Here is a 21585-nt window from a genome sequence, read left to right on the forward strand (position 1 = left end):
CAAGCCGGCTCCTGCGAGGCTTGTGTAGGCGCCGGCTTGCCGCGAACAGGTCTCGATCAGGCATCGACCAGGATCGAGGTCCCGGTCATTTCCGCCGGTTTTTCCAGCCCCATCAGCTTGAGCATGGTCGGCGCCACGTCGGCCAGCACGCCGCCTTGGCGAACCTTGACGCTGCGCTTGCCGACATAGATGAACGGCACCGGCTCGGTGGTGTGGGCGGTGTGCGCCTGGCCTGTGCACTCGTCTTCCATCTGCTCGACGTTGCCGTGGTCGGCGGTGATCAGGGCTTCGCCGCCGACCTTGTCCAGGGCCTGGACAATGCGCCCGACACAGCTATCCAGGGCTTCCACGGCCTTGACCGCCGCCTCGAACACGCCGGTGTGGCCGACCATGTCGCCGTTGGCGTAGTTGACCACGATCACGTCGAAGCGCTGCTGCTCGATGGCCTCGACGATGCGGTCGGTGACCTCCGGGGCGCTCATTTCTGGCTGCAGGTCGTAGGTGGCGACCTTCGGCGACGGGATAAGGATGCGTTCCTCGCCTTCGAACGGCTCTTCGCGTCCGCCCGAGAAGAAGAACGTGACGTGGGCGTACTTCTCGGTTTCGGCGATGCGCAGCTGGGTCTTGCCGTTTTTCGCCAGGTATTCGCCGAGCACGTTGTGCAGGCTGGCCGGGGCGAAGGCCGCCGGGGCCGGGATCTTCGCCGAGTACTGGGTCAGGCCGATGTAGGCCGCCAGCTTGGGCAGGCGCGCGCGCGGGAACTCGTTGAAATCAGGCTCGACGAACACCCGCGACAGCTCGCGGGCGCGGTCGGCGCGGAAGTTCATGAAGATAACCGCATCGCCGTCTTCGACCTTGACCGCCTGGCCAATGCGCGTGGCCTTGACGAACTCGTCGCTCTCGTCGCGGGCGTAGGCCGCTTGCAGGCCGGCAAGGGCGTTGTCGGCGGTGTATTCGGCGGCGCTGTCGACGATCAGGTTGTAGGCGGCGCTGACACGGTCCCAGCGGTTGTCGCGGTCCATGGCGTAGTAGCGACCGATCAGGCTGGCGATGCGGCCCTTGCCCAGCTTGGCGAAGGTGGCGTCGAGCAGTTCGATGGACGACTGGGCGCTGCGCGGCGGGGTGTCGCGGCCGTCGAGGAAGGCATGCAGGTAGATCTTCTCGGCGCCACGCTGGGCGGCCAGTTCGGCCATGGCGATCAGGTGGTCCTGGTGGCTGTGCACGCCGCCGTCGGAGAGCAGGCCGAGGATGTGCACGGCCTTGCCGGCACCGACGGCCTTGTCCACCGCGCCGCCAAGTACGGGGTTTGCGAAGAACTCGCCGTCACGAATGGCCTTGGTCACCCGGGTGAAGTCCTGGTACACCACACGCCCGGCGCCGAGGTTCATGTGACCGACTTCCGAGTTGCCCATCTGCCCGTCGGGCAGCCCCACGTCCATGCCGGAACCGGAGATCAGGCCATGCGGCTGGGTGGCGCGCAGGCGGTCGTAGACCGGTGTGTTGGCGGCGTAGATGGCGTTGTATTCGGGGCTTTCGCTGTGACCGAAGCCATCCAGGATGATCAGGACCAGGGGTTTAGGCGTGCTCGTCATCAATCAAACTCACGGTTGTTCAAAGATGATAAAGACACGCATTTTAGGGCAAATACGCCAGCGGCGGCGAATATTCCTCCCCTCGCCTGACCGGCGTGCTCGGCCAGGTGCCGTGCAGCCCGGTTTGCCGGTGGCCCGGTGGGCTTTGGTGGTCATGGGGGGCTGTGTATACTGGCCGCCATTTTCAATCGCCTGGAACACCCCCGATGGTTGCTCACCTGATTCAATTCGCGACAGATCACTTCATCCTGGTGGCGATCTTCGTCGTTCTGCTGGTTTTGCTGCTGATCAACGAAGTCCGCCGTGGCGGCCAGAGCCTGAGCAACGGCCAGCTGACCGCGCTGGTCAACGCCGACAAGGCGCTGGTGATCGATATCCGCCCCGCCAAGGACTACTCGGCCGGGCACATCGTCGGTGCGGTGAACATCCCGCAGGACAAGCTGGTCAGCCGCATGAGCGAACTGGAAAAGCACAAAGAGAAGACCCTGATCGTCGTCGACGCGATGGGCCAGCAGTCCGGCACCATTTGCCGCGAGCTGCTCAAGGCTGGTTACACCGCGGCCAAGCTCAGCGGTGGCGTGTCCAGCTGGAAAGCCGATAACCTGCCCCTGGTGAAGTGACATGAAGCCCGTCATCGTTTACTCCAGCGACTACTGCCCCTACTGCATGCGCGCCAAGTCCCTGCTCCAGAGCAAGGGCGTGGCGTTCGAAGAGATCAAGGTCGACGGCAAGCCCCAGCTGCGCGCCGAGATGAGCCAGAAGGCCGGCCGCACCTCGGTGCCGCAGATCTGGATCGGCAGCACGCACGTCGGTGGTTGCGATGACCTCTATGCCCTGGAGCGCGCCGGCAAGCTCGACGCGCTGCTGGCGGCCTGATTCGCACTGCATTCAAGAACATTAGGAAAAGGATCTGCCATGACCGAGCAACAGACCAACGGCGCTGCCGCTGAAGAAACCGCACCACAATTCTCCCTGCAGCGCATCTATGTGCGCGACCTGTCGTTCGAGGCGCCGAAAAGCCCACAGATCTTCCGCCAGCAGTGGGAGCCGAGCGTTTCGCTGGACCTGAACACCCGTCAGAAAGCCCTGGAAGGCGACTTCCACGAAGTGGTGCTGACCCTGTCGGTGACCGTCAAGAACGGTGACGAAGTGGCGTTCATCGCCGAAGTGCAGCAGGCCGGTATCTTCCTGATCGCCAACCTGGATGCCGCCTCGATGAGCCACACCCTCGGCGCGTTCTGCCCGAACATCCTGTTCCCGTACGCCCGCGAGACCCTGGACAGCCTGGTGACCCGTGGCTCGTTCCCGGCGCTGATGCTGTCGCCGGTCAACTTCGACGCCCTGTACGCGCAAGAGATGCAGCGCATGCAGGAAGCCGGTGAAGTGCCGACCGTGCAGTAATTGCCGCGGCCGTGAGAAAAGCGCCTTTCGAGGCGCTTTTTTTATGCCGGCAATGCGGGCTGCGGCGCGAGGCTCTGGCCCTGCATCAACTCCCGGCAAACCCTTGCTGGCGCCAGGCCTCGTATACGGTCACCGCCACGGTGTTGGACAGGTTCAGGCTGCGGCATCCCGGGCGCATCGGCAGGCGCAGGCGTTGCCCGGCTGGCAGGCTGTCCAGCACTTCTGCCGGCAAGCCACGGCTTTCAGGCCCGAACAGGAAGGCATCGCCTGGTTGGTACGCGACCTCGTGGAACGGCTGCGAGCCCTTGGTGGTGAAGGCGAACAGCCGCGGCTGGCCGAGGCTTTCCAGGCAGGCAGCCAGGCTCTCGTGGCGCTTGAGCGTGGCATACTCGTGGTAATCCAGCCCGGCGCGGCGCAGGCGTTTGTCGTCCAGTTCGAAGCTGATCGGCTCGATCAGGTGCAAGGCGCAGCCGCTGTTGGCGCACAGGCGGATGATGTTGCCGGTATTCGGCGGAATTTCTGGTTGAAAAAGGATGACGTGAAACATGCACGGCTCCAAGCGTGAAAATGACGAGCATTCTACCCCCGAAGCGGACCCGCGTTCGAAGGCTTGGCCGCGAGTGCTGCTGTCGCTGGCGATCTTCGGCATGCTCGTGGGCTTGATGATCGGCCGCTTGACGGCTCCCGAGGCGCGGGTGCTGGAACAGGTGGAAGTGGTGCAGGGGGGGCTGGAGCTGTGGTTCAACGACGAACCGCAGCTGCATGGCGAGAATGTCCAGGGCACCGTGGCGCTGGTATTCCAGGCCGAGGGCAAGGCCGCGCGTGGCCAGTTGCTGTTGCAGGGCAAGCCGGTGGCCTGGCGCTTGCAAAAAGGCGAGGAAGGCTTGCTGCTGACCCTGGTCGCCGCACGCCCCCTGCGCGGTGAATGGGTTGGCGCGCAGGAGACGGGGCGTTGGCGGGTGCAGGTGCGGCTGCATGAATAAAAGAGGGGATTTCCCGGCCTGCCTGTACCGAGGTCCCCAAAACTGCAAGTACCTGGGTTATTGCAGGTGTCGTGCCAGTTTTATCGGTGTGTAAAAACAGGGGTTTGCCGACATCCGCAGCCGTTTTGCCGGATTATTTGCCTCGTCGCGGTGCAAGGGGCACGTAATCGGTGCATGACGCGATCGCGGGGCAAGCCCGCGATGCGTTGCCTCCTTGGGGCTCAGTGCTCCTGCGCTTCGTCCTCATCCTCTGCGGCGACATTCATCCCCAGCTCCTTGATCTTGCGCGTCAGGGTATTGCGCCCCCAGCCCAGCAACAGCGCCGCATCGCGACGGCGGCCGGCGGTGTGCTTGAGCGCGGTCTCGATCATGATCCGCTCGAAGCTCGGCACCGCGCTGTCGAGCAGGTTGCTCTGGCCGCGTGCCAGGGCCTGGTCGGCCCACTGGCGCAGGGCCTGCTCCCAGTTGGTGACCGGCGTGGCGTCCTGCGGCAGGCTGAGCAGCTCTGGCGGCAGGTCGCCGATCAGCACTTCGCGGCTGGAGGCCATCACGGTGATCCAGCGGCAGGTGTTCTCCAACTGGCGCACGTTGCCCGGCCACGGCAGGTTGCGGATGAACGCCTCGGTTTCCGGCTTCAGCAGCTTGGGTTCCACGGCCAGCTCCAGGGCCGCGCGGCCGAGGAAGTGACGGGCCAGCGCCGGGATGTCCTCGCGGCGGTCGGCCAGGCGCGGGATGTGGATGCGAATCACGTTCAGGCGGTGGAACAGGTCTTCACGAAACTTGCCGGCCTGGACCAGGGACTCGAGGTTCTGGTGGGTGGCGGCGATGATGCGCACGTCCACCTTCACCGGCACATGCCCGCCGACCCGGTAGAACTCGCCATCGGCCAGGACCCGCAGCAGGCGGGTCTGGGTGTCGGCGGGCATGTCGCCGATCTCGTCGAGGAACAGCGTGCCGCCGTCGGCCTGCTCGAAGCGGCCGCGGCGCAGGTTGGCGGCGCCGGTGAAGGCGCCTTTCTCGTGGCCGAACAGCTCGGACTCCATCAGGTCCTTGGGAATCGCCGCCATGTTCAGCGCGATGAACGGCGCGGCCGCCCGTGGGCTGTGACGGTGCAAGGCGTGGGCCACCAGCTCCTTGCCGGTCCCCGACTCGCCGTTGATCAGCACGGTGATATTGGAGTGGCTGAGCCGGCCAATGGCGCGGAACACCTCCTGCATCGCCGGCGCTTCGCCGATGATCTCGGGGGTGCGGGCCAGGGCCTGGGGGACTTCCAGGGCCTGTTGCTCCTGGGCGTGCTGGTTGGCGCGCTTGACCAGCGATACCGCCTCATCCACGTCGAACGGCTTGGGCAGGTACTCGAAGGCGCCGCCCTGGTACGAGGCCACGGCGCTGTCCAGGTCGGAGTGGGCGGTCATGATGATCACCGGCAGCCCCGGGTGCTGCTCGCGGATCTGCGCCAGCAGGTCGAGGCCGCTGGCCCCCGGCATGCGGATATCGGAGATGATCACATCCGGCTGCTGGCGGGCCAGGCGGCCCATGACGCCATCGGCGCTGTCGAAGCTTTGGGTGTTCATGCCTTCCTGTTGCAAGGCTTTCTCCAGCACCCAGCGGATGGAGCGATCATCATCGACGATCCAGACGGTTTCACTTCGGCTCATGGGGCGGTGGCTCCTTGTTCCAGGGGCAGGTAGATGGAGAACGTGGTGTGGCCGGGGTGGCTCTCGCACTCGATCAGGCCCTGGTGCTGGCTGATGATGTTCTGGGTAATGGCCAGGCCCAGCCCGGTACCGTCCGGGCGGCCGCTGACCATGGGATAGAAGAGGGTGTCCTGCAGTTCGGCGGGGATGCCGGGGCCGTTGTCGACGATCTCGACCCGCGCCACCAGGCGGTGGCGCACATGGCCGATGGTGAACTGGCGCACCGCGCGGCTGCGCAGGGTGATGCGGCCCAGGCGCAACTCGTTCTGCCCGCCGATGGCCTGCATGGCGTTGCGCACGATGTTGAGCACGGCCTGGATCATCTGCTCGCGGTCGACCAGCACATCCGGCAAGCTCGGGTCGTAGTCGCGCACCAGGGTGATCCCGCCCTGGCTCTCGGCCTCGACCAGGCTGCACACGCGCTCCAGCACCTCGTGGATATTGGTCATGGCCAGCGACGGCAACTTGTTCGAGCCGAGCATGCGGTCGACCAGGTTTCGCAGGCGGTCGGCTTCCTCGATGATCACGTTGGTGTAGTCGCGCAGGCCGTCCTCGGGCAGTTCGCGGGCCAGCAACTGCGCCGCGCCGCGGATGCCGCCGAGCGGGTTCTTGATCTCATGGGCCAGGCCGCGCACCAGCATCTTGGTGGTTTCCTGCTTGCTCAGCTGGGCTTCTTCCTTGGTGATGCGCAGCAACCGGTCGCGTGGGTGCACCTCGAGCAACAGCAGGGTCTGGCCCTGATGCAGGATGGGGGTCACGGCGTAGTCGACGGTGATGGTCTGCCCGGTCAGCGAAGTCAGTTGGGCTTCGCGCTTGGTGAACGGATGCGCGTGCTCCACGGCCTGGCGCAGCGAGTTGAGCGCCTCGGTCGACTCGGTGAACAGCTCGCTGATGAACTGCCCATGGCTGCGCTGGCCGCTGACGGCCAGGAGCATTTCCGCGGCCGGGTTCATGTACTCCAGGCGCAATTCGCCATTGAGCAGCAGCGTGGCTGTGGTCAGGTTGTCCAGGAGCAGACGGTGCTGTGCATCGCTGATGGTCATGGGGCGTCGTCGACCTCTTTTGGCACATGGCTGAAACCCGTGGTACCGGGAAAATGCAAGAAACAAACCAAGGCTCCGAAAAGAAGCGCAATTGCCGCAGAATCGCCTGAGGATGCGCGAATTCGGCACAGAAACTCTGGATGTAACGATTCAGTTGGGCCAGATTGGGAAGCACCGTGGGGCATTCCGTCAAGTCGTGCACCAATATAGAGCATAGTGCGCCCCCCCTTGCAGGAGCGGCCTTGCGTCGCGAAAGGGCCGCCAAGCGGCCCAATCTGCGCAAACCCGAGTAATCCCGGGCCGCTGCGCAGCCCTTTCGCGACACTAGGCCGCGCCTACAGGGGGGGTGCAAAGGTGCCGGGCAGAAACGAAAACGGCCTCCCGAGGGAGGCCGTTTCAGTGCCGCGGATTACATCAGCAGCTGTAGTACAGCTCGTATTCCAGCGGGTGGACGAAGGTACGGACCTTGATCTCTTCCTCGCTCTTCAGCTCGATGAAGGCATCGATGAAGTCGTCGGAGAACACGCCGCCCTTGGTCAGGAACGCACGGCCTTTGTCCAGCTCTTCCAGGGCTTCCTTCAGGCTGCCGCAAACCTGCGGGATGTCCTTGGCCTCTTCAGGCGGCAGGTCATACAGGTTCTTGTCGGCGGCATCGCCTGGGTGAATCTTGTTCTGGATACCGTCCAGGCCAGCCATCAGCAGGGCCGCGAAGGCCAGGTACGGGTTGGCCGATGGGTCCGGGAAGCGTGCTTCGATACGGCGGGCTTTCGGGCTGCCGACGTAAGGAATGCGGATCGAGGCGGAACGGTTGCGTGCCGAGTAGGCCAGCATGACCGGGGCTTCGAAGCCTGGGACCAGGCGCTTGTACGAGTTGGTCGACGGGTTGGTGAAGCCGTTCAGCGCCTTGCCGTGCTTGATGATGCCACCGATGAAGTACAGGGCGGTGTCGGACAGGCCGGCATAGCCTTCGCCGGCGAAGGTGTTCTTGCCTTCTTTCCAGATCGACATGTGCACGTGCATGCCCGAACCGTTGTCGCCGTACAGTGGCTTGGGCATGAAGGTGGCGGTACGGCCGTAGGCGTCGGCAACGTTGTGCACGACGTATTTCAGCGCCTGTACTTCGTCAGCCTTCTTCACCAGGGTGTTGAACTTGACGCCGATTTCGTTCTGGCCGGCAGTCGCCACTTCGTGGTGGTGAACTTCGACGGTTTGCCCCATCTCTTCCAGTGCGTTGCACATGGCGGTACGGATTTCGTGGTCGTGGTCGAACGGCGGAACCGGGAAGTAGCCGCCTTTCACGCCAGGACGGTGGCCTTTGTTGCCGCCTTCGACGTCGGCATCGGACATCCACGAGCCTTGCTCGGAGAAGATCTTGAACATCGAGCCGGAGATGTCCGACTTGAACTTCACTTCGTCGAAGATGAAGAACTCAGGCTCTGGGCCGGCGAACACGGTGTCACCGATGCCGGTGCTCTTCAGGTACTCTTCGGCTCGCTTGGCGATCGCACGTGGATCGCGATCGTAGCCCTGCATGCTCGACGGGTCGACGATGTCGCAGGTGATGATCAGGGTCGGCTCTTCGGTGAACGGATCGAGCACGGCGGTCTCGTCGACCGGCATCAGGATCATGTCCGAGGCTTCGATGCCTTTCCAGCCAGCGATGGAGGAACCGTCGAACATCTTGCCGACTTCGAAGAAGTCTTCGTCCAGGCCATCGCGCGCCGGCATGGTCACGTGATGCTGAACGCCTTTGGTGTCCGTGAAACGCAGATCAATCCACTTGACGTCATGATCTTTGATGAGTTGAACCGACTTCGACATGTTGTCCTCCGGATGGTCTAGGGCGCTTGGCCGCGGCCCTGGAAAAAGGGTGTCGCTGGGCGCGGATAGTCGGCCAAGCTTACCTGCCTCACAAGGGAGCAAATTGCATGCCAGTGCCCGAAAATGGCGAGGGTCGGGATGAAACCCGGCGTTGGCGGGCATGTAGCCTAGCGGCAGGAAGCATTCGTGCACGCATTGAGGGCGCGGACAAGATGCAGTGCACCATATTGGTGCGCTGCAGGGTTCGGGCTCGGTAAATCAAACCTTCTGTACAAAAGTTGCTCAAACCTTGAGCGATTTCCGCTATAATTCGCGCCCCCTATTTTCGGCAGGCCCTGCGCGCGCTGTTAAACCAATGAAACTTATCGTCAAAGTCTTCCCAGAGATCACCATCAAGAGCCGGCCGGTGCGCAAGCGCTTCATCCGCCAGCTCGGCAAGAACATCCGCGTCGTGCTCAGGGACCTCGATCCTGAGCTCGCGGTCGATGGCGTCTGGGACAATCTCGAGGTGGTTACCCGCGTCGAGGACGAGAAGATCCAGCGCGAGATGATCGAGCGCCTCACCTGCACCCCGGGTATCACCCACTTCCTGCAGGTCGAGGAATACCCCCTGGGTGACTTCGACGACATCGTCGCCAAGTGCAAGCAGCACTTCGGCCACCTGCTGGCCGGCAAGCGCTTCTCGGTGCGCTGCAAGCGCGGCGGCCACCACGACTTCACCTCGATGGACGTCGACCGCTACGTCGGCAGCCAGCTGCGCCAGCAGTGCGGCGCCGCCGGCATCGACCTGAAGACGCCTGAAGTGGTGGTGCGCCTCGAGATCCGCGATCAGCGCCTGTACGTGATCCACAACCAGCACAACGGCATCGGTGGCTACCCGCTGGGTGCCCTGGAGCAGACCCTGGTACTGATGTCCGGTGGTTTCGACTCCACCGTGGCGGCCTACCAGATGATGCGCCGTGGCCTGATGACCCACTTCTGCTTCTTCAACCTCGGCGGGCGCGCCCACGAGCTGGGCGTGATGGAAGTGGCCCACTACCTGTGGAAGAAGTACGGCAGCAGCCAGCGCGTGCTGTTCATCAGCGTGCCGTTCGAGGAAGTGGTCGGCGAGATCCTCAACAAGGTCGACAACAGCTACATGGGCGTGACCCTCAAGCGCATGATGCTGCGCGGTGCCGCGCACATGGCCGAGCGCCTGCAAATCGACGCGCTGGTCACCGGCGAGGCGATTTCCCAGGTCTCCAGCCAGACCCTGCCGAACCTGTCGATCATCGACTCGGCCACCGACAAGCTGGTGCTGCGCCCATTGCTGGCCAGCCACAAGCAGGACATCATCGACCAGGCCAGCGAAATCGGCACCGCCGACTTCGCCAAGCACATGCCGGAATACTGCGGCGTGATCTCGGTGAACCCGACCACCCATGCCAAGCGTCACCGCATGGAGCACGAAGAAAAGCAGTTCGACATGGCCGTGCTGGAGCGCGCCCTGGAACGCGCCAAGTTCATCTCCATCGACCACGTGATCGATGAACTGGGCAAGGACATCGAGATCGAGGAAGTGGCCGAGGCGCTGCCAGGCCAGATCGTCATCGACATTCGTCACCCCGATGCCCAGGAAGACGAACCCCTGGCGCTGGACGGTATCGAAGTCCAGGCCATGCCGTTCTACGCGATCAACAGCAAGTTCAAGCACCTGGACCCTACGCGCCAGTACTTGCTGTATTGCGACAAAGGTGTGATGAGCCGTTTGCACGCACACCACCTGCTCAGTGAGGGACATGCCAATGTGCGTGTTTATCGTCCGACATAAGACGCCAGGGCTGTATGGCGGCAGTATCCGCCATCGCCCTCCCGACCATCGGGCCCGCTGAGCCTCAAACCGTACATATTCGCCGCCTACACTGGCGGCAACCGAATCCTCTGATCGAGATACAGTTGTGATCGAAAATCTGCGTAACATCGCCATCATCGCCCACGTTGACCATGGTAAAACCACCCTGGTCGACAAACTCCTGCGTCAGTCCGGCACCCTGGAGCGTAACGAGCTCAACGACGAGCGCGTCATGGACTCCAACGACCAGGAGAAAGAGCGCGGTATTACCATTCTGGCGAAAAACACCGCCATTAACTGGAACGGCTACCACATCAACATCGTCGATACCCCCGGCCACGCCGACTTCGGTGGCGAGGTCGAGCGTGTAATGTCGATGGTCGACTCCGTGCTGCTGCTGGTCGACGCCCAGGACGGCCCGATGCCGCAAACCCGCTTCGTGACCAAGAAGGCCTTCGAAGCCGGCCTCAAGCCAATCGTCGTGATCAACAAGGTCGACCGTCCGGGCGCGCGCCCTGATTGGGTGCTGGACCAGATCTTCGACCTGTTCGACAACCTCGGCGCCACCGACGAACAGCTGGACTTCAAAGTCGTCTACGCCTCGGCCCTGAACGGCATCGCCGGTCTGGACCACACCGCCATGGGCGAAGACATGACCGCCCTGTACCAGTCGATCGTCGACAACGTACCGGCGCCATCTGTTGACCGTGACGGCCCGTTCCAGATGCAGATCTCGGCACTGGACTACAACAGCTTCCTCGGTGTTATCGGCGTTGGCCGCATCGCCCGTGGTCGCGTCAAGCCGAACACCCCGGTTGTTGCCATCGACACCGAAGGCAAGAAGCGTAATGGCCGTATCCTCAAGCTGATGGGCCACCACGGCCTGCACCGCGTCGACGTCGAAGAAGCCCAGGCTGGCGACATCGTCTGCATCAGCGGTTTCGACGAGCTGTTCATCTCCGACACCCTGTGCGCTCCGGATACCGTCGAAGCGATGAAGCCGCTGACCGTTGACGAGCCGACCGTTTCGATGACCTTCCAGGTCAACGACTCGCCGTTCTGCGGCAAGGAAGGCAAGTTCGTCACCAGCCGTAACATCAAGGACCGTCTGGACAAGGAACTGCTGTACAACGTTGCTCTGCGCGTTCAGGAAACCGATTCCCCTGACAAGTTCAAGGTATCGGGCCGTGGCGAGCTGCACCTGTCGGTACTGATCGAAACCATGCGCCGTGAAGGCTTCGAGATGGCCGTGGGCCGTCCTGAAGTGATCATCCGCGAAGTCAACGGCACCAAGCAGGAGCCGTTCGAAAACGTCACCATCGACATCCCTGAAGAATCCCAGGGCAAGGTCATGGAAGAGATGGGCCTGCGTAAGGGCGACCTGACCAACATGGTGCCGGATGGCAAGGGCCGTGTGCGCCTGGAGTACAACATTCCAGCCCGTGGCCTGATCGGTTTCCGTAACCAGTTCCTGACCCTGACCAACGGTGCAGGCATCCTGACCTCGATCTTCGATCGCTACGACACCATGAAGTCGGGCCAGATGTCCGGCCGCCTGAACGGCGTCCTGGTTTCGGTCGAGACCGGCAAGGCGCTGACCTACTCGCTGGAAACCCTGCAGGCGCGCGGCAAGCTGTTCGTCGAGCACGGCCAGGAGATCTACAACGGTCAGATCATCGGCCTGAACAGCCGTGACAACGACCTGGGCGTGAACCCGACCAAAGGCAAGAAGCTCGACAACATGCGTGCTTCGGGCAAGGACGAAGTCATCGCCCTGGTACCGCCAGTTCGCCACACCCTCGAGCAGGCCCTGGAATTCATCCAGGACGACGAGCTGTGCGAAGTGACGCCGAAGTCGATCCGTCTGCGCAAGAAGATCCTCGACGAAGGCGAGCGTACCCGCGCTGCCAAGAAAGCCAAGAACTGAGTCATTAGTTCAGGCTGAATGAAAACGCCCCCGGTCCAAAGGCCGGGGGCGTTTTTGTTTGCCTTCGAAATGTGCGGCCGCTTGGCGGCCCATCGCGACGCAAGGCCGCTCCTACAAGAGATCGCGGTCCCCTGTAGGAGCGGCCTTGCGTCGCGATGGGCTGCACAGCAGCCCCAGGATCTCAAGCAAAAACAACTTCAGCGCCCGACCACCTTGGGCTTGTACGCGCAATACCCCGGCCGCGGCCCGACCTTGGGGTGGTTGCGGCAGGTGTCCGGACGCTTGTCGTAGATGGTGCACAGCCGGCTCTTGCGATCCAGGTACATGCAGTCGTCGTTGCTCATCCGGGTCAGGGTGAAAATCCCCGACTTCTGGTTGAAGCGCTCGATGATGCCTTCCTTCTGCAGGCGCTTGGCCACGTTCTTCGGCGGCTCGTCTTTCTCGAACTCGTCCACCACGCCGATACGGATCAGATCCTTGATCTTCACCTCCACCGGCAAGGTGCAGCAGGTCGAGTGGCAGCCACCGCACATGTGGCTGGCATAGCGCTGCCAGGTCTCCAGGCGGTCGACTTCGGCGGCGGCGATCAGGGTCGTTTTCATCGTTATGGGGGGATCACGGTCTTGGGGCGCGCGATGATACCGGAGTTGTTCAATTTGTGAACAACCTTTTGCCCGATTCCCTGCGTCAAGGTGAAATCCGCGAACCCTCACTGTCGCTGTGTGTCAGAGCGTCTAGGCTGAACACTCTCCCTGCGCTTTCGCCTACTTGCCCGAGGATGCCCCATGTCCCAGGAAAACAAGGCCCGTGAGGCCAAAGCTCATCACGAAGAAGTCGCCGCGTTCCGCGATGCCGTCCTGGCCAAGCTGACCTACGCGGTCGGCAAGGACCCGGAGCACGCCTTCGACCATGACTGGTTCGAGGCCATCGCCCTGGCGGCCCGCGACCACATGGTCGATCACTGGATGGACCACACCCGCCAGGCCTATCGACGCAGCCAGAAGCGGGTCTACTACCTCTCCCTCGAATTCCTCATCGGCCGGCTGCTGTACGACAGCCTGAGCAACCTCGGCTACCTGGAGATCGCCCGCGAAGCCCTGGAGGGCCTGGACGTGGACCTGGAGCGCATTCGCCTGCTCGAGCCCGACGCGGCGCTGGGCAATGGTGGCCTCGGGCGCCTGGCCGCGTGCTTCATGGAGAGCATGTCGACCCTGGGCATTGCCGCCCATGGCTACGGCATCCGCTACGAGCATGGCCTGTTCCGCCAGGCGTTGGTCGATGGCTGGCAGCAGGAACAGACCGAGAACTGGCTGGATTTTGGCAACCCCTGGGAGTTCGAGCGGGCCGAGGTGATCTATCCGATCAGCTTCGGCGGCAGCGTCGAGACCGTGCACGAAAGCAATGGCCAGCCACGCCAGGTGTGGTGGCCGGGCGAGACGGTGCGGGCGGTGGCCTATGACACGCCGGTGGTCGGCTGGCGTGGCGCCAGCGTCAACACCCTGCGGCTGTGGCGGGCCCGGGCCCTGGAAGAGCTGCACCTGGAGCGCTTCAACGCCGGCGATCACCTGGGCGCCGTGGCCGAGGTGGCGCGGGCCGAGAGCATCTCGCGGGTGCTGTACCCGGCCGACAGCACCGAGGCCGGCCAGGAGCTGCGCCTGCGCCAGGAGTACTTCTTCGTCTCGGCCTCGTTGCAGGACCTGCTGCGCCGCCACCTGAACATGCACGACAACCTGCTCAACCTGCCGGACGCCGCGGCCATCCAGCTCAACGACACCCATCCGTCGATCGCCGTGGCCGAGCTGATGCGCCTGTTGGTCGACCAGCACGAGATTCCCTGGGATACCGCCTGGCAACTGACCGTAGGCACGTTGGCCTACACCAACCACACGCTGTTGCCCGAAGCCCTGGAAACCTGGCCGGTGGCGCTGATGGAGCGCATGTTGCCGCGGCACATGCAGATCATCTACCTGATCAACGCCTATCACATCGACGCCCTGCGTGCCAAAGGCCTGCACGACTTCGACGTGCTGCGCGCGGTGTCGCTGATCGAGGAGGACAACGGCCGTCGGGTACGCATGGGCAACCTGGCGTTCCTTGGCTCGCACAGTGTCAACGGCGTGTCGGCGCTGCACAGCAAGCTGATGAAGAGCACGGTGTTCGCCGATCTGCACAAGCTCTACCCGCAGCGCATCAACAACAAGACCAACGGCATCACCTTCCGCCGCTGGTTGTACCAGGCCAACCCGGCGCTTACCACGATGCTGGTCGAAGCCCTCGGGCCCGACGTGCTGGACAACCCCGAGGGCAAGCTCAAGGCGCTGGCGCCGTTCGCCGACAAGGCCAGCTTCCGCAAGCAGTTCGCCGCCCAGCGCCTGCACAGCAAGCGGGCCCTGGCCAGCATCATCCAGGACCGCGTGGGCGTCACGGTCAACCCTGAGGCGCTGTTCGACGTGCAGGTCAAGCGCATCCACGAGTACAAGCGCCAGTTGCTCAACCTGCTGCATACCGTGGCGTTGTACCAGGCCATGCGCAACGACCCGGGCACCGACTGGGTGGCCCGGGTGAAGATCTTCGCCGGCAAGGCCGCGGCCAGCTACCACCAGGCCAAGTTGATCATCAAGCTGGCCAACGACATCGCCCGGGTGGTCAACAACGACCCGACCGTGCGCGGGCTGCTCAAGGTGGTGTTCCTGCCCAACTACAACGTCAGCCTGGCCGAAAGCATCATCCCGGCGGCCGACCTGTCGGAGCAGATCTCCACCGCCGGCTACGAGGCCTCCGGCACCAGCAACATGAAGTTCGGCCTCAATGGCGCGCTGACCATCGGCACCCTGGATGGCGCCAACGTCGAGATGTGCGAGCAGGTGGGCGCCGAGAACATGTTCATCTTCGGCCTGACCGCCCAGCAGGTGGAGGCCCGCGGCCGTTCCGGCGATTTCGGCGCCAGCGCGGCGATCGCCGCTTCCAGCCGCCTGGGCGATGTGCTGCAGGCGATCCGCAGCGGGGTGTTCTCGCCAGACGATCCGGCGCGCTACGCCGGGCTGGTGGACGGGCTGGTCGGCCATGACCGCTTCCTGCTATGCGCCGACTTCGACGCCTACTGGGACGCCCAGCGGCGGGTCGAGGAACTGTGGCATGCGCCCCAGGACTGGTGGCGCATGGCGGTGCTCAATACCGCGCGGATGGGCTGGTTCTCGTCGGACCGGACCATTCGCGAGTATGCGACCGAGATCTGGAAGGCGTTGGATTGAGGCTGGATGCACGAACCTGTGGGAGCGGCCTTGCGTCGCGAAAGGGCCGCGCAGCGGCCCCGGCAATTCTGGTTGCGTAGATGGAACCTGGGGCCGCTTCGCGCCCCTTTCGCGACGCAAGGCCGCTCCCACAGAGTCCGGGCAGGCTGCCGGAGCATGACGCCAACCGACCATTGGCCTGTCCATTGCTGAACTCAAGACCTCCCGACGAGTCTCTTTGCTCGCTAGCCCGCAACTCTCCCTGTAAACTGCGGGGGTTTTTCCCCTATCCCTTTCGGAGCCACACATGTCCCGCGTTACCCTGAGTCGCTATCTGATTGAGCAGACCCGCAGCAACAATACCCCTGCCGATCTGCGCTTCCTGATCGAGGTGGTGGCGCGCGCGTGCAAGGAAATCAGCCACCACGTGTCCAAGGGCGCCCTCGGCGGCGTGCTGGGCAGCATGGGCACCGAGAACGTCCAGGGCGAAGTGCAGAAGAAGCTCGACGTGATCTCCAACGACATCCTGCTCGAGGCCAACGAGTGGGGCGGCCACCTGGCCGGCATGGCGTCCGAGGAAATGGACAACGCCTACCAGATCCCCGGCAAGTACCCCAAGGGTGCCTACCTGCTGGTCTTCGACCCGCTGGACGGTTCGTCGAACATCGACGTCAACGTCTCGGTCGGCACCATCTTCTCGGTCCTGCGTTGCCCTAACGAGTACCTGAGCCAGAACGAAACCCTGAACGAAAAGGCCTTCCTGCAGCCCGGCACCGAGCAGGTCGCCGCCGGCTATGCCATCTACGGCCCGCAGACCATGCTGATCCTGACCCTGGGCAACGGCGTCAAGGGCTTCACCCTGGACCGCGAGCTGGGCAGCTTCGTGCTCACCCACGAAAACATCCAGGTACCGGCCACCACCGCCGAGTTCGCCATCAACATGTCCAACCAGCGCCACTGGGAAGCCCCGGTGCAACGCTACGTGGGCGAGCTGCTGGCCGGCGAGACCGGGCCGCTGAAGAAGAACTACAACATGCGCTGGATCGCCTCGATGGTGGCCGACGTGCACCGCATCCTCACCCGTGGCGGCCTGTTCATGTATCCGCGCGACGCTCGTGAGCCGAGCAAGCCGGGCAAGCTGCGCCTGATGTATGAGGCCAACCCGATGTCGTTCATCATCGAGCAGGCCGGTGGCGCCTCCACCAACGGTTATGAGCGCATCCTCGACATCAAGCCGGAGAGCCTGCACCAGCGCGTGTCGGTCATCCTCGGCTCGAAGGAAGAGGTCGAGCGCGTCACCGCCTACCACAAGGAATAACCCATGCTCGCACCTTGGCAGCCGTTGCTGGAGTGGTGGTTCGGTTGGGGCAGCAATGCCCAGGCCGTGGCTGACGAGAAGAACACGCTGTGGTTCGGCAAGCACCATGACGCCGAGGCCCAGGCCCAGTTCGGCGACTTGGTCGAACAGGCCCTGGCGGGCGGGCTCGACGAGTGGCAGCAAAGCCCGCAGGGCTGGCTTGGCCTGCTGATCCTGCTGGACCAGCTGCCGCGCATGATCCACCGCGACACGCCGCGCGCCTTCGAGGGCGACCGGCGGGCGCAGGTGGTGGCCATGCAGGGCCTGCAGAAGGGCTGGGACTACCAGTTGCTGCCGATCCAGCGGGTGTTCGTGCTGCTGGTGCTGGAACACGCCGAAGTGCTGGACTGGCAAAACCTGTGCGTCGAGCGTTACCAGATGCTGCTGGCTGAGCAGCCCGAGGCCAATCGCCGGTTGTTCGAAGGTTTCCTCGACTACGCCGAGCAGCATCAGCGGGTGATTGCCCGCTTCGGTCGCTTCCCGCACCGCAACCTGGTGTTGAACCGCCCGAGCACCAGCGAAGAGATGGACTTTCTGCTGGAGCCTGGTTCGCGGTTCTGATGCACGACCCACCGTGCAGGAGCATTCGTTCCTGCACGGCCTGCCAGGCACGCCACCCGACCAATGGCGTACAGGGAAAGCACCTGCGCCAGGGAACCGAAACGGCTTTTTTCCTTCTAAGCTCCTGGCAGGCCCTCGCGCCTGTGTATCCCTCTCCAGGAGTGTCCCTTCATGTCGTTGCGTTCTCTCGCCCTGTTGTCCTTGTGCGTCGTCCTGACCGCTTGCAGCAAGATCAACCAGGAAAACTATTCCAAGCTCAAGGCCGGCATGAACAAGGCCGAGGTCGAGCAACTGCTCGGCATGCCGAAGGAGTGCTCCGGCGCCCTGGGCATGAGCAGCTGCACCTGGGGTGACGAGAAGAGCTTCATCAGCGTGCAATATGCCGCGGACAAGGTCCTGATGTATTCCGGGCAGGGCCTCAAATGAGGCGTCTGCACCTGCTGCTGGGCGTGTGCCTGGTGATGCTGCTGGGTGGCTGCGCCACCTCGGCCACCGACCCGCTGGCGCCGAAGACCGCAGGTGCGGTCGACCTCAAGCGTTACCAAGGCAAGTGGTTCGAACTGGCGCGCCTGCCGATGAAGTACCAGGACGGCTGCGCCCAGTCCGAGGCCCACTACAACCTCAAGCCCGACGGCACGGTCGGCGTGCTCAACCGCTGCCGCACCCTGGGTGACGAATGGTTGCGCGCCGAAGGCCATGCCTGGGCGCAGGATGCCGGGCATAGCGACAGGCTGTGGGTGGAATTCGACAACTGGTTCACCCGCCTGGTGCCGGGTGTGACCAAGGGCGACTACTGGATCCTGTTCGTCGACGAACGCTACCGCACCGCCATCGTCGGCAGCCCGGACCGCAAGTACCTGTGGATCCTGTCGCGTACGCCGTCGCTGCCGGCTTGGGAGCGCGAGAACCTGCTGGCCAAGGCGCGGCAGCAGGGCTTTGATACCAGCCGGCTGATCTGGCGCACGCCTGACAGAGATATCGTCGCCCGGCATTGAGCGGTAGGCTGACGCGATCCCTGTAGGAGCGGCCTTGTGTCGCGAAAGGGGTGCGAAGCGCCCCCAGGATTTCAGCATTAATGCGCATATCGCCGGGGCCGCTATGCGGCCCTTTCGCGACGAAAGGCTGCTCCTACAGGGACCGCGTTCAGGCTAGAAGCTGGCGCAATACCTCGACAAACGCCACCGCGCTTTCCTCTTCCTGCCCATGCCGCCCCTGGCGCACGACCCAGCGGCCATTGACCATCACATCGCGCACCTGGCGATCGCCACCGGCGAACAGCCAGCGGTTGAGGATGGCATCGCCGTCGGCCACGGCCAGGTACGGATCCTGTCTGTCGAGCACCAGCCAGTCCGCGCGCCTGCCCACGGCGAGCTCGCCGATCGGCTGCCCCAGCGCCTGGGCGCCGCCGCGCAGGGCCGCGTCATACAAGGTTCGCCCGACCATCGGCTGATCGGCCCGATACAGTCGGTTGCGCCGTTGGTCGCGCAGACGCTGGCCGTATTCCAGCCAGCGCAGTTCCTCGACCACGCTCAGTGACACATGGCTGTCCGAGCCGATGCCCATGCGCCCGCCCTGGGCCAGGTAGTCCACCGCCGGGAAGATGCCGTCGCCCAGGTTGGCCTCGGTGGTCAGGCACAGGCCGGCCACTGCGCCGCTGCGGGCCATGGCGCTGACCTCGTCGGCTTCGGCGTGGGTGGCGTGGACCAGGCACCAGCGCTGATCTACCTCGACATGCTCGTACAGCCACTGCAGCGGACGGCGGCCACTCCAGGCCAGGCAGTCATCGACTTCCTTCTGTTGCTCGGCAATGTGGATATGCACCGGGCAGGCCGCATCGCCAGCGCCCAGCACATCGGCGATCTGGCCCGGCGTCACCGCGCGCAGCGAGTGGAAGCACAGCCCCAGCGCCTGCGCCGGCTGTTGCGCCAGCAAGGGTGCAAGCTGCTGTTGCAGGCGCAGGTACTGTTCGGTGGCGTTGATGAAGCGCCGTTGGCCGTCGTTGGGCGCCTGGCCGCCAAAGCCGGAATGGCTGTAGAGCACCGGCAGCAGGGTCAGGCCGATGCCGCTGGCACTGGCAGCGGCGCTGATGCGCCGTGACAGCTCGGCCGGGTCGGCGTAGGCCTGGCCGTTCTGGTCGTGGTGCACGTAATGGAACTCGGCCACCGAGGTGTAGCCAGCCTTGAGCATCTCGATGTATAGCTGGCGGGCGATCACCTGCAGCTGCTCGGGGGTGATTTGCCCAACCAGGCGGTACATCAGCTCGCGCCAGGTCCAGAAGCTGTCGTTGGGGTTGCCGGCCACTTCCGCCAGCCCCGCCATGGCTCGCTGGAACGCATGCGAGTGCAGGTTGGGCATGCCTGGCAGCAGCGGGCCGGCCAGGCGCTCGGCGCCAGCGGCGTCGGCATCGGCCATGACCGCGGCCAGGCGGCCATCGGCGCCGACCTCCAGGCGGACATTGCGGGCCCAGCCGCTGGGCAGCAGGGCGCGTTCGGCAAAATAGGCGGGCATCGGTGAAATCCTGTTATTGTTAACTTGTATATACATATACAGCCGTTTGCCTGCCGGGTAAACTCCGGCAAGCTACCGTTCACGCCAACCGAACAAGGATTCAACGCCGTGCCGACACCTCCTGTCTCCGCGCTGGTTGCCCAGATGGGCGAAGGGCCGGCGCCGCTCTACGCCCGGGTGAAACAGATGATCATCCAGCAGATCGAGAGCGGCAGCTGGCCGCCTCATCACCGGGTACCCTCCGAGAGCGAGCTGGTCAGCCAGCTGGGTTTCAGCCGCATGACCATCAACCGCGCCCTGCGCGAACTGACCGCCGAAGGCCTGCTGGTACGCATGCAGGGCGTCGGCACCTTCGTCGCCGAGCCCAAGAGCCGCTCGGCGCTGTTCGAGGTCAACAACATCGCCGACGAGATCGCCGGCCGTGGCCACCAGCATAGCTGCCAGGTGATCACCCTGGCCGAGGAGGCCGCCGGTTCCGAGCGCGCCCTGGCCCTGGACATGCGCGAAGGCCAGCGGGTGTTCCATTCGTTGATCGTGCACTACGAGAATGGCGTGCCGGTGCAGATCGAGGACCGCTACGTCAACGCCGCCATCGCCCCCGACTACCTCAAGCAGGATTTCACCCGCCAGACGCCCTATGCCTACCTGTCGCAGGTGGCGCCGCTGACCGAAGGCGAGCACGTGGTCGAGGCGATTCTTGCCGAGCCTGAAGAATGCAAGCTGTTGCAGATCGAGCGCGGCGAGCCGTGCCTGCTGATCCGCCGCCGCACCTGGTCGGGACGCCAGCCGGTGACCGCCGCGCGGCTGATTCACCCCGGTTCCCGCCACCGCCTTGAAGGACGTTTTAGTAAATGACCCAGTTGCAGTTGCTGCGTGCGCAGGATTACCCGCGCATGCCCTGGAAGAACGGTGGCGGCTTCACCGAAGAGATCACCCGCGACAACGGCGAGGGGCTCGACGGCTTCGGCTGGCGTCTGTCGATCGCCGATATCGAGGAGTCGGGCGGGTTTTCCCTATTCGCCGGCTACCAGCGGATCATCACCGTGCTGCAGGGTGACGGCATGCGTTTGCTGGTCGACGACCAGGCCAGCCGGCCGTTGTTGCCGTTCGATGCGTTCGCGTTCAGTGGCGAGAGCCAGGTCAGTTGCAAACTGCTGGGTGGGGCGATTCGCGATTTCAACCTGATCTATGCGCCACAGCGATATCGGGCCAGGTTGCAATGGTTCGATGGCAGCAGCCGGTTGTTCAGCTCGGCGTCGACGGTGTTGCTGTTTGCCGCTGGCAATCATGTCGAGGTGGCGTTGGCCGGGCAGGGCATGCAGCAGCTCGGGCGCTATGACTGCCTGCGGATCGAGGGCAACGAGGGGTTGCTGGAGCTGGATGTGCAGGGGCGGTTCTGCCTGATCGAACTCATTTCACATTGAGATAGCCGGGGCCGCTGCGCGACCCTTTCGCGACACAAGGTCGCTCCTACAGGGGAACGCATATCCCTGTAGGAGCGGCCTTGTGTCGCGAAAGGGCTGCGCAGCGGCCCCAGCTTTTTTGCCACCCAGCGGAATCGTCCGACAATTTTGGTTGTCCATGCTTGTACATACAAGTAAAGATGTGTTTGTATGTTGACCACGACACATCAG

General features: G+C 63.9%; 20 protein-coding genes. 13 read left to right on the forward strand and 7 right to left on the reverse strand.

Features of this window, described 5'->3' with window-relative positions; translation table 11 throughout:
• Positions 1-56: 56 nt before the first annotated feature.
• Positions 57-1592: a 2,3-bisphosphoglycerate-independent phosphoglycerate mutase gene (gene gpmI / locus NJG22_RS06705; protein WP_253093323.1), complete on the reverse strand. Its 1536-nt coding sequence runs from the start codon at positions 1590-1592 to the stop codon at positions 57-59.
• 206 nt (positions 1593-1798) lie between these two features.
• On the opposite strand from gpmI, the gene NJG22_RS06710 reads away from it, so the two are divergent.
• The 3 genes from NJG22_RS06710 to secB are packed head-to-tail and all read left to right on the forward strand — an operon-like array spanning position 1799 to position 2993.
• Positions 1799-2212: a rhodanese-like domain-containing protein gene (locus tag NJG22_RS06710; RefSeq protein ID WP_253093324.1), complete on the forward strand. Its 414-nt coding sequence runs from the start codon at positions 1799-1801 to the stop codon at positions 2210-2212.
• Position 2213: 1 nt separating this feature from the next.
• On the forward strand, positions 2214-2468 hold the full coding sequence (grxC, locus tag NJG22_RS06715; protein ID WP_253093325.1) for a glutaredoxin 3: 255 nt from the start codon (positions 2214-2216) through the stop codon (positions 2466-2468).
• A gap of 39 nt (positions 2469-2507) precedes the next feature.
• Positions 2508-2993, forward strand: coding sequence for a protein-export chaperone SecB (gene secB, locus NJG22_RS06720; RefSeq protein WP_134691382.1), 486 nt, complete (start codon positions 2508-2510; stop codon positions 2991-2993).
• Positions 2994-3078: 85 nt separating this feature from the next.
• Here secB and trmL read toward each other — a convergent pair whose 3' ends face one another.
• Complete coding sequence (gene trmL, locus NJG22_RS06725) at positions 3079-3540, reverse strand: tRNA (uridine(34)/cytosine(34)/5-carboxymethylaminomethyluridine(34)-2'-O)-methyltransferase TrmL (RefSeq protein WP_253093326.1); 462 nt, start codon at positions 3538-3540, stop codon at positions 3079-3081.
• On the opposite strand from trmL, the gene NJG22_RS06730 reads away from it, so the two are divergent.
• The gene (locus NJG22_RS06730; protein ID WP_253093327.1) at positions 3539-3976 is read left to right on the forward strand and encodes a hypothetical protein; all 438 of its coding nucleotides are present in this window, start codon (positions 3539-3541) and stop codon (positions 3974-3976) included. The genes trmL and NJG22_RS06730 overlap by 2 nt on opposite strands.
• A gap of 221 nt (positions 3977-4197) precedes the next feature.
• On the opposite strand, the gene ntrC is transcribed toward NJG22_RS06730, so the two are convergent.
• From ntrC to glnA, 3 genes are all read right to left on the reverse strand, one after another.
• Complete coding sequence (gene ntrC / locus NJG22_RS06735) at positions 4198-5634, reverse strand: nitrogen regulation protein NR(I) (protein ID WP_253093328.1); 1437 nt, start codon at positions 5632-5634, stop codon at positions 4198-4200.
• A complete protein-coding gene (gene glnL / locus NJG22_RS06740; protein ID WP_253093329.1) occupies positions 5631-6716 on the reverse strand; it encodes a nitrogen regulation protein NR(II) in 1086 nt (361 codons plus the stop codon). Before glnL ends, ntrC begins: the two co-directional genes overlap by 4 nt.
• 414 nt (positions 6717-7130) lie before the next feature.
• Positions 7131-8537 carry a type I glutamate--ammonia ligase gene (gene glnA / locus NJG22_RS06745; protein ID WP_134691388.1) on the reverse strand — a complete coding sequence of 469 codons (1407 nt, stop codon included), beginning with the start codon at positions 8535-8537 and terminating at the stop codon, positions 7131-7133.
• A gap of 355 nt (positions 8538-8892) precedes the next feature.
• Between glnA and thiI the strand changes: the two genes are divergently transcribed.
• Together thiI and typA are read left to right on the forward strand one after the other, a co-directional pair.
• Entirely contained in the window at positions 8893-10347 is a 1455-nt protein-coding gene (gene thiI / locus NJG22_RS06750) for a tRNA uracil 4-sulfurtransferase ThiI (protein ID WP_253093330.1), read from the forward strand.
• A gap of 127 nt (positions 10348-10474) precedes the next feature.
• Positions 10475-12295 (forward strand): translational GTPase TypA, encoded by a 1821-nt coding sequence (gene typA, locus NJG22_RS06755; protein WP_253093331.1) that lies wholly within the window; start codon positions 10475-10477, stop codon positions 12293-12295.
• A gap of 197 nt (positions 12296-12492) precedes the next feature.
• On the opposite strand, the gene NJG22_RS06760 is transcribed toward typA, so the two are convergent.
• Positions 12493-12897, reverse strand: coding sequence for a YkgJ family cysteine cluster protein (locus NJG22_RS06760; protein WP_016712459.1), 405 nt, complete (start codon positions 12895-12897; stop codon positions 12493-12495).
• Between the two features lie 183 nt (positions 12898-13080).
• Between NJG22_RS06760 and NJG22_RS06765 the strand changes: the two genes are divergently transcribed.
• The 5 genes from NJG22_RS06765 (at position 13081) to NJG22_RS06785 (ending at position 18438) form a co-directional block, all read left to right on the forward strand.
• On the forward strand, positions 13081-15546 hold the full coding sequence (locus tag NJG22_RS06765) for a glycogen/starch/alpha-glucan phosphorylase (protein ID WP_253093332.1): 2466 nt from the start codon (positions 13081-13083) through the stop codon (positions 15544-15546).
• Positions 15547-15832: 286 nt separating this feature from the next.
• Positions 15833-16843: a class 1 fructose-bisphosphatase gene (locus NJG22_RS06770; RefSeq protein WP_134691394.1), complete on the forward strand. Its 1011-nt coding sequence runs from the start codon at positions 15833-15835 to the stop codon at positions 16841-16843.
• 3 nt (positions 16844-16846) lie between these two features.
• On the forward strand, positions 16847-17443 hold the full coding sequence (locus NJG22_RS06775) for a DUF924 family protein (RefSeq protein WP_253093333.1): 597 nt from the start codon (positions 16847-16849) through the stop codon (positions 17441-17443).
• 171 nt (positions 17444-17614) lie between these two features.
• Positions 17615-17869, forward strand: coding sequence for an outer membrane protein assembly factor BamE (locus tag NJG22_RS06780; protein ID WP_217852125.1), 255 nt, complete (start codon positions 17615-17617; stop codon positions 17867-17869).
• Positions 17866-18438 carry a lipocalin family protein gene (locus NJG22_RS06785; protein ID WP_253093334.1) on the forward strand — a complete coding sequence of 191 codons (573 nt, stop codon included), beginning with the start codon at positions 17866-17868 and terminating at the stop codon, positions 18436-18438. The genes NJG22_RS06780 and NJG22_RS06785 overlap by 4 nt, the downstream gene beginning before the upstream one ends.
• 148 nt (positions 18439-18586) lie before the next feature.
• On the opposite strand, the gene NJG22_RS06790 is transcribed toward NJG22_RS06785, so the two are convergent.
• Positions 18587-19951 carry a formimidoylglutamate deiminase gene (locus tag NJG22_RS06790; protein WP_253093335.1) on the reverse strand — a complete coding sequence of 455 codons (1365 nt, stop codon included), beginning with the start codon at positions 19949-19951 and terminating at the stop codon, positions 18587-18589.
• A 144-nt stretch (positions 19952-20095) separates the two neighbouring features.
• On the opposite strand from NJG22_RS06790, the gene hutC reads away from it, so the two are divergent.
• Both hutC and NJG22_RS06800 read left to right on the forward strand, forming a co-directional pair.
• On the forward strand, positions 20096-20806 hold the full coding sequence (gene hutC / locus NJG22_RS06795; RefSeq protein ID WP_253093444.1) for a histidine utilization repressor: 711 nt from the start codon (positions 20096-20098) through the stop codon (positions 20804-20806).
• Positions 20803-21375 (forward strand): HutD family protein, encoded by a 573-nt coding sequence (locus tag NJG22_RS06800; RefSeq protein WP_253093336.1) that lies wholly within the window; start codon positions 20803-20805, stop codon positions 21373-21375. The genes hutC and NJG22_RS06800 overlap by 4 nt, the downstream gene beginning before the upstream one ends.
• The last annotated feature ends 210 nt before the right edge of the window (positions 21376-21585 follow it).

The organism is Pseudomonas sp. VA159-2 (assembly GCF_024126635.1).
Lineage (GTDB): Bacteria > Pseudomonadota > Gammaproteobacteria > Pseudomonadales > Pseudomonadaceae > Aquipseudomonas > Aquipseudomonas muyukensis.

Excerpts from the sequence above, each read along its gene's own strand:
- gpmI (WP_253093323.1), bottom strand. The coding sequence starts at position 1,592 with ATGACGAGCACGCCTAAACCCCTGGTCCTGATCATCCTGGATGGCTTC.
- trmL (WP_253093326.1), bottom strand. The coding sequence starts at position 3,540 with ATGTTTCACGTCATCCTTTTTCAACCAGAAATTCCGCCGAATACCGGC.
- NJG22_RS06800 (WP_253093336.1), top strand. The coding sequence starts at position 20,803 with ATGACCCAGTTGCAGTTGCTGCGTGCGCAGGATTACCCGCGCATGCCC.
- ntrC (WP_253093328.1), bottom strand. The coding sequence starts at position 5,634 with ATGAGCCGAAGTGAAACCGTCTGGATCGTCGATGATGATCGCTCCATC.
- grxC (WP_253093325.1), top strand. The coding sequence starts at position 2,214 with ATGAAGCCCGTCATCGTTTACTCCAGCGACTACTGCCCCTACTGCATG.
- secB (WP_134691382.1), top strand. The coding sequence starts at position 2,508 with ATGACCGAGCAACAGACCAACGGCGCTGCCGCTGAAGAAACCGCACCA.
- hutC (WP_253093444.1), top strand. The coding sequence starts at position 20,096 with ATGGGCGAAGGGCCGGCGCCGCTCTACGCCCGGGTGAAACAGATGATC.
- NJG22_RS06730 (WP_253093327.1), top strand. The coding sequence starts at position 3,539 with ATGCACGGCTCCAAGCGTGAAAATGACGAGCATTCTACCCCCGAAGCG.
- NJG22_RS06765 (WP_253093332.1), top strand. The coding sequence starts at position 13,081 with ATGTCCCAGGAAAACAAGGCCCGTGAGGCCAAAGCTCATCACGAAGAA.
- NJG22_RS06770 (WP_134691394.1), top strand. The coding sequence starts at position 15,833 with ATGTCCCGCGTTACCCTGAGTCGCTATCTGATTGAGCAGACCCGCAGC.
- NJG22_RS06785 (WP_253093334.1), top strand. The coding sequence starts at position 17,866 with ATGAGGCGTCTGCACCTGCTGCTGGGCGTGTGCCTGGTGATGCTGCTG.
- thiI (WP_253093330.1), top strand. The coding sequence starts at position 8,893 with ATGAAACTTATCGTCAAAGTCTTCCCAGAGATCACCATCAAGAGCCGG.
- NJG22_RS06790 (WP_253093335.1), bottom strand. The coding sequence starts at position 19,951 with ATGCCCGCCTATTTTGCCGAACGCGCCCTGCTGCCCAGCGGCTGGGCC.
- NJG22_RS06760 (WP_016712459.1), bottom strand. The coding sequence starts at position 12,897 with ATGAAAACGACCCTGATCGCCGCCGCCGAAGTCGACCGCCTGGAGACC.
- NJG22_RS06710 (WP_253093324.1), top strand. The coding sequence starts at position 1,799 with ATGGTTGCTCACCTGATTCAATTCGCGACAGATCACTTCATCCTGGTG.
- NJG22_RS06775 (WP_253093333.1), top strand. The coding sequence starts at position 16,847 with ATGCTCGCACCTTGGCAGCCGTTGCTGGAGTGGTGGTTCGGTTGGGGC.
- glnL (WP_253093329.1), bottom strand. The coding sequence starts at position 6,716 with ATGACCATCAGCGATGCACAGCACCGTCTGCTCCTGGACAACCTGACC.
- glnA (WP_134691388.1), bottom strand. The coding sequence starts at position 8,537 with ATGTCGAAGTCGGTTCAACTCATCAAAGATCATGACGTCAAGTGGATT.
- NJG22_RS06780 (WP_217852125.1), top strand. The coding sequence starts at position 17,615 with ATGTCGTTGCGTTCTCTCGCCCTGTTGTCCTTGTGCGTCGTCCTGACC.